The organism is Kitasatospora sp. NPDC008050 (assembly GCF_042957465.1).
Taxonomy (GTDB): Bacteria; Actinomycetota; Actinomycetes; order Streptomycetales; family Streptomycetaceae; genus Kitasatospora.
The window spans coordinates 441,852-453,901 of sequence record NZ_JBIBIJ010000003.1 but is presented as its reverse complement, the minus strand read 5'-3'; the positions used below and the strand labels follow the sequence as shown (position 1 = coordinate 453,901).

General features: G+C 73.4%; 12 protein-coding genes. 10 read left to right on the top strand and 2 right to left on the bottom strand.

Annotation, left to right across the window (positions count from 1 at the left end; genetic code table 11):
* The first annotated feature begins 1 nt into the window (after position 1).
* The 5 genes from ACFZB9_RS08895 to ACFZB9_RS08875 all read left to right on the top strand — a co-directional run bounded on the left by ACFZB9_RS08895 (position 2) and on the right by ACFZB9_RS08875 (position 5,636).
* Entirely contained in the window at positions 2-931 is a 930-nt protein-coding gene (locus tag ACFZB9_RS08895; RefSeq protein ID WP_391445019.1) for an SDR family NAD(P)-dependent oxidoreductase, read from the top strand.
* On the top strand, positions 928-2,076 hold the full coding sequence (locus tag ACFZB9_RS08890; protein WP_391445016.1) for an FAD-dependent oxidoreductase: 1,149 nt from the start codon (positions 928-930) through the stop codon (positions 2,074-2,076). The genes ACFZB9_RS08895 and ACFZB9_RS08890 overlap by 4 nt, the downstream gene beginning before the upstream one ends.
* A 198-nt stretch (positions 2,077-2,274) precedes the next feature.
* On the top strand, positions 2,275-3,156 hold the full coding sequence (locus ACFZB9_RS08885; protein WP_391445014.1) for an esterase/lipase family protein: 882 nt from the start codon (positions 2,275-2,277) through the stop codon (positions 3,154-3,156).
* Entirely contained in the window at positions 3,153-4,589 is a 1,437-nt protein-coding gene (locus ACFZB9_RS08880; RefSeq protein WP_391445012.1) for a cytochrome P450, read from the top strand. Before ACFZB9_RS08885 ends, ACFZB9_RS08880 begins: the two co-directional genes overlap by 4 nt.
* A 171-nt stretch (positions 4,590-4,760) precedes the next feature.
* A complete protein-coding gene (locus ACFZB9_RS08875) occupies positions 4,761-5,636 on the top strand; it encodes a DMT family transporter (RefSeq protein WP_391445010.1) in 876 nt (291 codons plus the stop codon).
* 141 nt (positions 5,637-5,777) lie between these two features.
* On the opposite strand, the gene ACFZB9_RS08870 is transcribed toward ACFZB9_RS08875, so the two are convergent.
* Entirely contained in the window at positions 5,778-6,638 is an 861-nt protein-coding gene (locus ACFZB9_RS08870; RefSeq protein ID WP_391445008.1) for an SDR family oxidoreductase, read from the bottom strand.
* Positions 6,639-6,857: 219 nt separating this feature from the next.
* On the opposite strand from ACFZB9_RS08870, the gene ACFZB9_RS08865 reads away from it, so the two are divergent.
* The 3 genes from ACFZB9_RS08865 (at position 6,858) to ACFZB9_RS08855 (ending at position 10,326) form a co-directional block, all read left to right on the top strand.
* The gene (locus ACFZB9_RS08865; RefSeq protein ID WP_391445007.1) at positions 6,858-7,790 is read left to right on the top strand and encodes a DUF4232 domain-containing protein; all 933 of its coding nucleotides are present in this window, start codon (positions 6,858-6,860) and stop codon (positions 7,788-7,790) included.
* 160 nt (positions 7,791-7,950) lie between these two features.
* Entirely contained in the window at positions 7,951-9,645 is a 1,695-nt protein-coding gene (locus tag ACFZB9_RS08860; protein WP_391445005.1) for an FAD-binding oxidoreductase, read from the top strand.
* A 258-nt stretch (positions 9,646-9,903) separates the two neighbouring features.
* On the top strand, positions 9,904-10,326 hold the full coding sequence (locus ACFZB9_RS08855; RefSeq protein WP_391445003.1) for a phage tail protein: 423 nt from the start codon (positions 9,904-9,906) through the stop codon (positions 10,324-10,326).
* Between the two features lie 11 nt (positions 10,327-10,337).
* Here ACFZB9_RS08855 and ACFZB9_RS08850 read toward each other — a convergent pair whose 3' ends face one another.
* Positions 10,338-10,718, bottom strand: a complete 381-nt coding sequence (locus tag ACFZB9_RS08850; RefSeq protein ID WP_391445002.1) for a nuclear transport factor 2 family protein — start codon at positions 10,716-10,718, stop codon at positions 10,338-10,340.
* A 130-nt stretch (positions 10,719-10,848) separates the two neighbouring features.
* Between ACFZB9_RS08850 and ACFZB9_RS08845 the strand changes: the two genes are divergently transcribed.
* Together ACFZB9_RS08845 and ACFZB9_RS08840 are read left to right on the top strand one after the other, a co-directional pair.
* On the top strand, positions 10,849-11,289 hold the full coding sequence (locus tag ACFZB9_RS08845) for a hypothetical protein (RefSeq protein ID WP_391445000.1): 441 nt from the start codon (positions 10,849-10,851) through the stop codon (positions 11,287-11,289).
* 157 nt (positions 11,290-11,446) lie between these two features.
* The gene (locus tag ACFZB9_RS08840) at positions 11,447-12,016 is read left to right on the top strand and encodes a TetR/AcrR family transcriptional regulator (protein ID WP_391444998.1); all 570 of its coding nucleotides are present in this window, start codon (positions 11,447-11,449) and stop codon (positions 12,014-12,016) included.
* The last annotated feature ends 34 nt before the right edge of the window (positions 12,017-12,050 follow it).

The window sequence follows — 12,050 nt, the reverse complement described above, 5'->3', positions numbered from 1 at the left end:
CATGACCAACAGTCGGGGAGCGGTAGTCATCACCGGCGCGTCGTCAGGGCTCGGCGCGGCGATCGCCGAGGGCCTGGCTGGAGCCGGGTTCACCGTGTACGCCGGGGTGCGGACCGAGGAGAGCGCGGCCCGGGCCCTGCGGGTGAACCCGGCGATCCGGCCCCTGATGCTCGACGTCACCTCGGCCGACGCGATCCGGGCGGCCGGCAGGCGGGTGCGCGAGGAGGTCGGCGACGCGGGGCTGCACGGGCTGGTCAACAACGCCGGCACCTGCGTGCCGGCGCCGCTGGAGTGCGTACCGCCGGAGCAGCTCCGGGCCGAGTTGGAGGTGAACCTGATCGGTACGGTGGCGGTGACCCAGGAGTTCCTGCCGCTGCTGCGGGCCCGGCCCTCGGCCGCCGTCCCGGGAGAACCGGTCGGGCGGATCGTCACCGTCAGCTCCGGCCTCGGGCGGGTCGCCGCCCCCTTCCTCGGCGCCTACGCGGCCTCGCAGTTCGCCAAGGAGGGGGTGTCGGACGCGCTGCGGCGCGAGCTGGCGTCGCTGGCGGTCAGCGTCTCGGTGATCGAGCCGGGCGCGGTGCCCACCCCGATCTGGTCCAAGGTCGAGGAGACGGCCCGGCAGATACTGGCGGCCGCCCCCGAGGCGGTCGCCGCCCCCTACCGGGCCCGGTTCGAGGCCTTCGTCGCCCTGAACGACGAGCGCGCCCGGCAGAGCCGGACCCGCCCGGAGGCGGTCGCCCGGGCCGTCGCCCACGCGCTGACCGCCCGGCGGCCGCGGACCCGCTACCGGGTCGGGCCGGACGCCCGGGCCGCCGCCGTGGCGGCCCGGCTGCTGCCGGACCGGGTGCTCGACGCGCTGATCAAGCGTCAGTTCGCCGATCCGGCACCGGAGAAGGGCCGGGCCGGCGCGTACGAGGGAGCGGCCCGGTGAAGGCGCTGGTGATCGGCGCCGGCATCGGCGGGTTGACGACGGCGATCGCGCTCCGCCGCCACGGCGTCGACGTCGAGGTGCTGGAGGCCGCCCCCGAGGCGCGGACCTCGGGCGGCGGACTCGGCATCGCCAGCAACGCCACCAAGGTGCTGCGCGCCCTGGACATCGACCTCGCCGCGGCCGGCGTGGGCCGGGTCTGCGAGCACTTCCGGCTGTGCACCGCGAGCGGACGGCCGCTGCGCGAGCTGCCGATCCGCTCGATCGCCGAGGAGCTGGGCTCCCCTGTGGTCAACGTCCGCCGCAGCGACCTGATCGACCTGCTCCGCCGCTCGCTGGCCGGTACCCCGGTCCGCCACGGCGCCGAGGCGGTCAGCTACCGGCGGGAGGCCGAGGGCGTCTCGGTGCTCTGCGCGGACGGCCGGACCCTCGCCGCCGACCTGCTGGTCGGCGCGGACGGCATCCGGTCGGTGGTCCGGGCCCAGTCGGCCGGCCCGGAGCCGGTCCACGAGTACGGCTACGTCTGCTGGATCGCGACCGTCCCCTTCCGCCACCGCCGGCTGCCGGACGGCGGTGCCGTCCACTACTGGGGGAGCGGGCAGCGGTTCGGCCTGATCGACATCGGCGGCGGCCAGGCCTACTGGTGGGGGACGAAGAACCTCCCGCCGGAGCAGGCGCGCCGGTGGTCCGGCGGCAGGGCGGAAATCCTGCGCAGCTACCAGGGCTGGGCGGAGGAGGTGCGCGAGGTCGTCGCACGGACCCCGCAGGAGAGCATCACGGCCGTGCCCGCACAGGACCGGTCCTTCCTGGAGTCCTGGGGCGACGGGCCGGTGACCCTGGTCGGCGACGCGGCCCACCCGATGCTGACCAGTCTGAGCCAGGGCGCCGGTTCGGCGATCGAGGACGGCTACGCGCTGGCCCACCACCTCGCGCGCGCGGGCGACGTCGCCACCGGGCTGCGCCGGTACGAGGCCGCGCGCCGGGAGCGCGCCCGATCCCTGGTCGCGGCGTCCCGGCGGCTGAGCCGGCTGGAGCAGCTCGGGAACCCGCTCGTCGTGGGCCTGCGCAACCTGGCGCTCCGCTACGCGCCGGCCTCCGTCGTCCGGCGGCAGAACATCGCCCCGATGCGCTGCGAACTCCCTTCCTGAGCCGAGCCGTTGGAGCATGCCCGAGCTGTTGGAGCACGCCCGAGCTGTTGGCGCGCGCCGGACCCGCGACGCGGGCCGGACCCGACCTCCGGCCGGCGCCGGACCGAACCTCCGGCCCGTGCCGGACGCACCGAAGAAACCTGACGTCATCCACGAGGAGGACCAGCGGTGAATGCCGGAACCAACCGAGGAGCCACGGTGTCCCGCCGTCCGGGGACTGGCCTGCTGCCCGTGCCCTGGGACATGCGGGCCGGGGTGAAGGCCTACTGGACGCCGGGCAAGCCCCCGCCGGGTGCCAACGACCCGGCCGTCCGGCCGACCGAGGAGCACCCCAGGCCCGTCCTGCTGCTGCACGCGTTCATGTCCAACCAGTCCTTCAACTTCCAGGCCGGGGCGCCGTTCCTGCGCAACCACGGCTACTGCGTGTTCACCATGAACTGGGGGCGGCCGAGCTGGGCCGGCCGCTTCGAGGTGCCCGTCAACGGGTGCGCGGACCTGCGTGAGGGCGGGGAGCAACTGGCCGAGGAGGTCGAGCGGATCAAGCGGCTCACCGGCGTTCCCAAGGTCGACCTGGTCGGCCACTCCGGCGGTGGCGGGCTGCTGATGCAGTACTACCTCAACGTGCTGGAGGGGTATCCCAACGTCGAGAAGGCGGTCTCGATCGCGCCGTCCAACCACGGCGTCTCGTTCTCCACGCTCACCTACGTGTTCCGCAACGCCTCCCCGCGGTCGTACCACCTGATGGCCCGCCGGATCTTCCCGCTCTGCGACCAGGGTGCCCCCGACTCCGAGATGATCGAGCTGATCTACGGCAAGGGCGACACCCGGCCCGGTCCGCGGTACACCGTGATCATGACCGAGCACGACCAGATCGTCACGCCCTACAAGAAGGCCTTCCTCGACGGCGACAACGTCACCAACATCCTGCTCCAGGACGACTGCCCGGAGGACCTCTCCGAGCACGCCGGCATCATCTACAACGAGCGCGCCTGGCTGCACGTCCTCAACGCGCTCGATCCGGACCACGCCGAACCCGTCCCCAGCTTTCCCGTCGACCCCTACTTCCCGGGGTGGAAGTGACCGCGCCCCGGGAGACCCCGCCCGGCCCGGTCGGGGCGACGACCGTGGACGAGACCGCCGCCGGCTGCCCGTACCGGCCCGTCGCCGAGCGGCTCCAGGGCTGGCGGCCGGAGATCCACCCGACCGTGCCGTCACCCGGCGAGGAACTGCCGCCGGGGCCGCGCACCCCGGCCGCGCTGCAGTCGCTGCTGGTCTGGAGCGGCCGGAACACCTACTTCCCGGCGGTGCGGGCGAGGTACGGCGACACCTTCACGCTGCGCGTCGCCCCGATCGGGAGGCTCGTGGTGCTCTGCGCCCCGGAGGACGTCCGCACGGTCGTCCTCGGCGGGCCGCAGACCTATCCGGTTGGCGAGAACAACGCGCTGTTCGAGCCGCTGCTCGGCAAACGGACCGTGCTGGCGCTGGACGGCCCGATGCACCGCTCCGAGCGCCGCCGGATGATGCCCGCCGTGCACGGCGAACGGCTGGCCCGCGTGGTGCCGTTGATGGAGCAGCTGGCGGCGGAGGAGGTCGCGCGCTGGCCGGTCGGCGGCACGGTCACCCTGGTCGACCGGATGCGGGAGCTGACCCTGCGGGTGATCGTCCGGACCGTGCTGGGCGTCGAGGAGCCGGCCCGGCTGGACCGGTTCGTCGCCGCGCTGCGCCAGGTGGTCGACATCAAAACGCCGGACATGCTGATGTGGGTCTGGCCGCGGCTGGCCGGGGTCGGGCCCTGGCGGCGGAAGGCCCGGCGCCTGGACCACGCGGACGAGCTGCTGTTCGAGGAGATCGGCCGCCGGCGGCGCGACGCCGGCCGCGAGGGGCGGCCGGACGTGCTCGCCGCGCTGCTGGACGGCGGCGCCGGCGAGGTGGACGACGAGCTGGTCCGGGTCGAACTCGTCACCCTGCTGGCCGGCGGATTCGAGACCACGGCGGTCGCCTCGGCCTGGATGTTCGAGCGGCTGCTCCGCCACCCGCACGTGCTCGTCAGGCTGCGCAAGGGCCTCGACGACCCGCAGGACGAGTACCGGATGGCGGTGGTCCGCGAGACCCTGCGGTTGCGGCAGACCAGCTACAACGTCGCCCGCCGGCTCACCGCCCCGGTCGAACTGGGCGGATACCGGCTCCCGGCCGGGACCTTCGTCTGGCCGTCGCTGGCCGCGATCCACTCCGACCCCGGGATCTGGGGGCCGGACGCCGCCGCGTTCCGGCCGGAGCGCTGGCTGGAGCCCGATCCGCCGCTGCGGGCCTTCCTCCCGTTCGGGGGCGGCGTCCACCGGTGCCTCGGGGCGCAGTTCGCCGAGGTCGAGATGGAGGTGATCCTGCGTACGGTGCTGCGCCACGTCGAGCTGCGGCCGGACCGGTGGACCGACGAGCCGGCGACGATGCGCAACATCGTCCTGGTGCCCCAGCGCGGTGCCCGGGTCCGTGTCGTGCGCCGCCTCGGCGGCTGAGGGTGCCCGGGCCGAGCCGTCCACGGCGTCGGCCCGGCGGCCCGGGCGTGGGATTCCCGGCCGGAAGGAGGCGGGAGCGGCGCGACGGATCACCGATCGAGCGGGAGGATCGGCTCACCACTGTGTAGCGTGCTGCTGAAGCAGTGTCACCAGTGGCAGGGAGATGAGCCCGTGGCGGTTGTGCTCACCGTGGTCTTCGCCGTTCTCGCGGCGCTGAGCAACGCCAGTGCCATGGTGCTGCAACGTTCCGCCGCGCGGACGGTGCCGCAGAGCGACGCGTTCAGCCTGCGGCTGATGCTCGACCTGGTGCGCCATCCGGCCTGGCTGGGCGGGATGCTCACGGTCCTGTGTGCGGCGGTCTTCCAGGCGCTGGCGCTGGCGGTGGGCTCGCTGGCCCTGGTCCAGCCGATCTTCGTCACCGAGCTGACCTTCGTGCTGCTGATCGCCTGCGCGGTCTTCCGGCGCCGGCTGCCGTCGCTGGGCTGGTTCGGGATCATCGCGGTCACCCTCGGGATCGGCCTCGCCCTGGCCTCGGCCGCCCCCTCCGGCGGGCGTGACCACGCCGCGGCCGCGGTCTGGGTGCTGACCCTGGCCGCCGGCGGCGGCGCCATGGTCTGCTGCGTGCTGGCGGCCCTGCCCTACGGCCGGGGCAAGGCCCGGGCGGCCCTGTTCGGCGCGTCGGCGGCGATCGGCTACGCCCTGACGGCGGCGCTGATGAAGACCTCCGTCAGCGCCGCCGGCCACGGTGTCACCGCGTTCTTCACCTGCTGGGCCACCTACGCCTTCGCCGCGGTCGGCGGCTGCTCGCTCTTCCTGCTCTCCAACGCGGTGGAGTCGGGCCCGCTGCTGGCCTCCCAGCCCGCCCTGACCCTCGGGGACGCGGTGACCAGCCTGGCCCTGGGCATTCTGGTGTACGGCGAGCATGTGCGCACCGGCTGGTGGCTGCTCCCCGAGGCGGTGGGCGCGCTGCTGGTGGCGGCGGGCGTGATGGTCCTGCCGCGCGTCGAGACGCAGGCCCTGGGCCCGCGCCCGTCGGCCGCCACCTGAGCCGCGCCGACTGAGCCCCACCGTCTGAACCGCGTCACCTGAGCCGCGTCACCTGAGCCGCGCCGTCTGAGCCGCGCCGTCTGAGCCGCGTCACCTGAGCCGCGTCACCTGAGCCGCGTCACCTGAGCCGCGTGCCGGCGCTCAGCCCCGCGCGGCGCGCAGCACGGCCGTGAGGTCGGTCGCCGGGTGGCCGGTCAGCCGCTCGATGGCGTCGCTGACGCCGTCGAGTTCGCCGGCGGCCACCGCGGTGTAGGTGGAGACCCAGGCGTCGAGCTGCCAGTCCGGCGCACCGTAGTGGGCGCGCGAGGCATAGGCCTCCGCGACCGTCTCGGCGTGGTAGTCGACGGAACGCCCGGTCGTGTGCGCGATCACCGCGGCGATCTCCTCGAAGGTGAGCGCGTGCGGACCCGTCAGGTCGTAGGTCGCCCCGGCATGCTCGGGGGCCCGGGCGAGCACGGCCGCGGCGGCCTCGGCGATGTCGTCCTGGGCGACCACGGCGGCGCGTCCCTGACCGCCGGGCCCGCGGATCACGCCGTCCTCGCCGACCATGAAGGGCATGAAGTCGGCGTAGAGGTTGTCCCGCAGGAAGGTGAAGGGCAGCCCGCTGGCGCGGATGTGCTGCTCGGTGTGCCAGTGGTCGCGGGCCAGGGTGAAGGTGGCGTCGGGCGCGGCGCCGTAGAACGAGATGTACACCAGGTGCCCGACCCCCGCCTCGACGGCCGCGTCGACGAAGGTGCGGTGCTGCTCAAGCCGGTCGGGCGCCTCGGCGGCGGAGACCATCAGCACGCGCTCGGCGCCGGTCAGCGCCCGGACCACGGCCTCGCGGTCGCCGAAGGAGCAGGACAGGGCGGTGGCACCCGGCAGCGCGGGGACCCTGGCGAGGTTGCGGGCGAGCAGCCGCTGCGGCAGGCCGGCGGCGGCCAGCAGGCGGGCAACGCGCCCGCCGAGACGGCCGGAGGCGCCGGTGACGGCGAGGGTGGGTCGGCTGGGGACGTCCGCCATGGCGGGCTGCTCCGTTCGTGGGGGGTGTGTGGCTGCCCTGATCCGTACCAGACCCGTCGGCGGCCGCACCAGTGCGACGCGCCCGGGACGGCAGCGGGGTTGCCGGTGTGCCCGGGCCGCCCGTGCGACTGGGCCGCTGGGCGGGCTGTGACGGGCCTGTGACAGGATCTGTGGTCTGCTTCACTGCCCTGCAAGATCGACTCCTGATGAGCTGAGCCGATGCGTCACACCACCCCCTTCGTCCTGTCCGCCGTCCTCGTCGGCACCGTGGTCCTCACCGGATGCGCATCGCGGGACGTCAACAGCGTCAACAGCGCCAACAGCTCCGCCGCGCCGACGTGCGCGGTACCGACGCCCACCGGTGGGGCCGCCGGGTCCAAGCGGGAGAACGTGACCATCGTCAGCCCCGGGTGCCGCACGTCCCCGGGGTCGACGCCCGAGTTCGAGGTCACCAACACCGAGAGCGAACCGTTCACCTACACCGTCACCTTCTCCGTGCTGAACACCGCGGGGGAGGTGCTGGACAGCATCCCGCAGACCGTGGCGTCCGTGGCGCCCGGCCGGACCGTCCGGCAGGCCGTCGACACCGGGCAGTCCGGGTCCATGACCGCCGGGTCCGTGACGTCCGGGTCCGGAGCGTCCGGGTCCGGGACAGCCAAGGCCGGGTCACAGCTGCGGATCGCCAAGGTGCGGGCGGTGCCGACCTCCGAGGCACCCGTCGCGGCGGGAGTCTGCCCGCCCTCCGGGATCCGCGTGGCGGCCGGCGAGGTCGAGGCCGCGATGGGACTGCGTGCGATGGGACTCCGGCTGACCAACTGCGGATCCGGTGCCTACCGCGTCAACGGCTACCCCCGGCTCCAGGTGCTCGACGAGGAGCGGAAGCCGGTGGACGGCATCCGGATCCTGCAGGGCACCGACCGGATCGCCACCGGGGTCGTGCCCGATGCCGCGCCCCAGCCCGTGACGCTGCAGCCGGGCGAATCCGCCTCCGCCACCCTGGCCTGGCGCAACACCACCGGATCGGGCGACCCCGTGAACGTCCCCTACGTCCGGGTGACGGCACAGACCGGGGCGCCGAGTGTGATCGTGACACCGGAACTCGACCTCGGAACCACGGGCCAGATCGGCGCCAGCGCCTGGAAGCACGCATAGTCGCGGTGGTCGCGGTGGTCGCGGTGGTCGCGGTGGTGGGGCAGGGAGCGGCGGGCCCGACCACGCGGGCATACGCTCGTGCAACCGGCCCGGCTCGCCGGCGCGTCGTACCCGCGACACGAACACCGCTCGAACAGCGGCCCAGCAGGCGGAGCAGCCCATGACCCAGCAGACCGCACCCTCGCCGGCCTCGCCCGAGCCGTTGGACCGGCAGCCGCTGGACCGGCAGCCGGTGGACCGACGCGCCCTGCTGCGGCTCGGCGTCGGGGCTGCCGCGGCCGCGGCGCTGACCGGCTGCACCTCCCGCGCCGCCACCGGATCCGGGCCCGCGCCGAGTACCGCACCGGGCCCCGCCGGGAGCCGGTCCGCCACCTCTGCCGCCGCCTCCGCCCCCGGCGCATCCCCGAGCGCACCGGCCACCTCGGCCGGCCCCGCCGACTGGACCGCGCTGGCCAAGGACCTCCAGGGCAGCCTGATCCGCCCCGGGGACGCCCAGTACACGGCCGCCGCCCGGCAGTACCAACCGCAGTTCGACGGCGTGCGGCCCGGCGGGGTGGTGTATGTGGCGAACGCCCAGGACGCGGTCACCGCACTCGCCTTCGCCGGCCGGTACGGCCTGCCGGTGGCCCTGCGCAGCGGCGGGCACAACTACGGCGGCTGGTCCGCGGGTCCCGGGCTGGTGCTGGACGTCGGGCGGCTGAACGCGGTCACCGCCTCCGGCGGCGGCGCGACGGTGGGCGCGGGCGCCCGGCTGATCGACGTGTACGCGGGCCTGGCCGGCCAGGGCGCGGCGATACCCGCCGGGTCCTGCCCGAGCGTCGGGGTGACCGGGCTGACCCTCGGCGGCGGTGTCGGGGTGACCTCCCGGGCCTATGGACTGACCTGCGACAGCCTGACCGGCGCCGAGGTGGTCACCGCGGACGGGCGGATCCTGCGGGCCGACGCGTCCAGCGAGCCGGACCTCTTCTGGGCGCTGCGCGGCGCAGGCGGCGGCAACTTCGGCGTGGTCACCTCGCTGGACTTCCGCACCCGGCCCGCCGTCGACTGCTCCTACGCCTTCCTCTCCTGGCCCTGGTCGTCCGCGGCCGCGGTGGTGCGGGCCTGGCAGGCCTGGGCGCCGACCGCCCCCGACCAGCTCTGGGCCGATCTGCACCTGCTGGCCTGGCCGGACGGGCGGCTGGAGCTGAGCAGCACCGCCGTGTACCTCGGTCCGGCGAGCGAACTGTCCAACCTGATCAGCCGGTTGGGGGTCCAACCGAGCAGCGCGCCGGTCCACACCAAGTCCTTCCTGGAGACCATGCAGGTGATGGGGGGAGTGTCGGGCTGGACCCAGGCCGCCGCCCACCTGCCCGGCTCGCTCCCCGGGCAGAACCCGCAGGGCCGGCTCACCCGCGAGTCGTACGCGGCCCGCTCCGACTTCTTCACCGAGGCGCTGCCCGACACCGGCATCGCGTCCCTGGTCGACGCCGTGGCCCGCTACGCCCGCACCGCGCCCCAGGGCGGCAGCGCGGGAGTGGCCTTCGACGCGCTGGGCGGCGCGGTGAACCGGGTCGCACCGGGCGACACCGCCTTCGTCCACCGCGACGCGCTCTTCCTGGCCCAGTACACCGCCAACTACCCCGGCTCAGGCGCAGGTTCGGGCGTCGGCGTGGACCAGTCGCGCAGCTGGCTGAACGACCTGTGGACCGCCGTGCGCCCCTATGCCAGCGGGCAGGCCTACCAGAACTACGTCGACCCCCAGCTGGCCTCCTGGGAACAGGCCTACTACGGCACGAACGCGCCCCGGCTGCGCCAGGTCAAGCAGCACTACGACCCGCAGGGCGTCTTCCACTTCCCCCAGTCCGTCCCCGCCTGACCGTTCGTCACCGGACTGTTCCCGCCCGACCGTTCGTCGTCCGCCCGCGAACGTGCCGTTGCCCCAAGCCGGCCACCCTCTCCTTCGCCGTGCCGCACCGGATGTTCTGCCTCCCGGAGCCGTCCTCCGAGCCGTCCTCCGACCGGTGGACCCTGGGCGGCCGGGCGCGGTGCGAGGCTGGGTGACGGAGCGGGAACAGCGAGGGAAAGGCCCTGCGGCCCGCCTGCACCGCTGCCGTTCTCCCATCGGAGGAATTCCGTGTCCCGTCCCCGACTCGCCCCTCGTTTCCGCCTCACCGTGGACGGCGAGGCGGTCGCCTTTCTCACCGCCGCCGGTCTCGACATCGGTCACGACATCGTCGAATGCGACGACGGCATGGGCCACGTGTTTCCGATGCCGGCCCAGAACCATCCGGTTGACGTCTCACTGCGACACGGCGCCGTGCCGAGGTCGGCCGCCTTCCGCGGCTGGCTCAACGCCTTTCTCCTCGACCGGATCGACCGGCGGAACGTCGCCATCAGCCTGACCAGTGAGTCCGGTGCCCAACCCCTGGTGACCTGGCACCTTGTCGACGCCTTCCCGGTCCGGCTCAGCGCTCCCGGGCTCGTCGCGGGCGCGGACCCCGTCGAGGTCGAGCAACTGGACCTGCGAGCCGACCGTCTCACGGTCGACCTCCACTGAGCCCGGCTGCGTCACGGTGCCGGTTCCACCCAGCGGGCACGCCAGGCGGGCGGGGCGAATGGATCCGCGAAGTACTGGGTCTCGTGAGCGACTTTTCCGTCGCGGAATTCCATCACGCTGACGACGGACACCGGACTGCCGTCGTAGGCCATCACGTATTCGGTGACCCAGAGATCGCCGCTGCCGAGAATCCGGCGAATGGTGAAATCGAGCTCGGCGGGATGGTGCGAGCGGAGTGCCTGCAGATTGTGACGCCCGCGGATGCGCTCGCCCGACTGGGGGTAATCCACGACGGCGTCGTCGTGGTAGATCGCGTGCTCGGTGTCCTGGTCCCCTGCGGCGGACGCTGCCCAGTGCCGATCCAGCGCCGCTCGGGTCTCCTGGTGCCCCATCGCGGTTCCTCCGATCACAGCGGTGACGGACGAGGCCCATGCGCCACGATCCCGGCCTCCTGTTGACCACCGTAGCCCTGTTCACTGCTTCGAATATGATGATCATCATCTGACGAGGCTGGGGGAACAGATGCGGATCTTCGAGGAGCGCTACGAGGCACGGCTGCGGTTGGGGCTGGCCACGCTGGCGGTGGTGCTCATGGTGTGGATCTTCATGATGGGCGCGGCCTCACAAGGGCACGCCGAGGTGCGCAACTGGTCCAGCTCGTGGATCGGCCTGGACGTCCTGGAGCTCATCGGGCTCCTCGGAACGGCCCTGCTGTACCCAGGGCGCCCGGCCCTGCTGACCCCGGTGGCGGCCGCCACGGCCACGCTGTTCGGCATCGACGCCTGGTTCGACACGATGACCGCCCTCGCCGGCGCGGACTGGTACACGGCCTGGGCCTTCGCCCTCATCGCCGAGGTCCCCCTCACCGCCCTGCTCGCCACCCTGGCGATCCGAACGGCCCGCCGCCAGGACCGCCTGGAGCAGTCGGCCCGGCAGGCTCAGCAGAAGCGGGAACCTGCCTGATCCGCTGGTCGCAGCTGGCCGGATCCGGTGCTGCGCCGGTGTCCGGGGTCTGGCGGTGTCCGGGGCCTGGCGGTGTCCGGGGTTTGGCGGCGGTCGGTCTTGACGTAGTTAGTGATTGGCCAATAACTTGAGGGTCATGGCAGGAGCGAGTAGACGGATGTCGGCGGAGGAGCGGCGCGAGAGCGTCATCCGCGCGGCGATGATCGAGTTCGCCGAGCGTGGCTACAACGGCACGTCGACGCAGGCGATTGCCCTGCGGGTCGGTGTCTCGCAGCCCTATCTGTTCCGGCTCTTCCCCAGCAAGCGGGCGCTCTTCGAGGCGACCGTGCGCCGCTGTACGCAGGACATCAAGGCGACCTTCCTCAAGGCGGTCGAGGGCCTGGACGATCCGAAGGACCGGGCCGAGGCCATGGGGGAGGCGTATGTCGAGCTGATGGCCGACCGCAGCCTGCTGCTGATGCAGATGCAGATGTACGTCTCCACGGCCGCCGCGGAGGCGAAGGGGGACGCCGAGGTGGGGGAGGCGGTGCGGGCGCTGTGGATGGACCTCTGGGACTCGGTGCGGGTGGCCGCCGGCATGAGCACGGAGGAGATCACGGAGTTCTTCGCCCGTGGGATGTTGATCAACACCTTGCTCGCCATGGGCTTTCCGGCCGGGCACCGGCTCTGGGAGGGGTTCGGCATGGGGGAGCAGGGGTGTGACCAGGGCTTGCCGGACAGGCCCTAACCAGGGTCGCTCCGCGCGGGCCCGGCTTTCTGTG

What these genes read in the sequence shown, in the direction of transcription:
- ACFZB9_RS08865 (WP_391445007.1), top strand. Translation starts at nt 6,858, where the DNA reads ATGCGTCACACCACCCCCTTCGTCCTGTCCGCCGTCCTCGTCGGCACC.
- ACFZB9_RS08860 (WP_391445005.1), top strand. Translation starts at nt 7,951, where the DNA reads ATGACCCAGCAGACCGCACCCTCGCCGGCCTCGCCCGAGCCGTTGGAC.
- ACFZB9_RS08840 (WP_391444998.1), top strand. Translation starts at nt 11,447, where the DNA reads ATGTCGGCGGAGGAGCGGCGCGAGAGCGTCATCCGCGCGGCGATGATC.
- ACFZB9_RS08845 (WP_391445000.1), top strand. Translation starts at nt 10,849, where the DNA reads ATGCGGATCTTCGAGGAGCGCTACGAGGCACGGCTGCGGTTGGGGCTG.
- ACFZB9_RS08895 (WP_391445019.1), top strand. Translation starts at nt 2, where the DNA reads ATGACCAACAGTCGGGGAGCGGTAGTCATCACCGGCGCGTCGTCAGGG.
- ACFZB9_RS08870 (WP_391445008.1), bottom strand. Translation starts at nt 6,638, where the DNA reads ATGGCGGACGTCCCCAGCCGACCCACCCTCGCCGTCACCGGCGCCTCC.
- ACFZB9_RS08850 (WP_391445002.1), bottom strand. Translation starts at nt 10,718, where the DNA reads ATGGGGCACCAGGAGACCCGAGCGGCGCTGGATCGGCACTGGGCAGCG.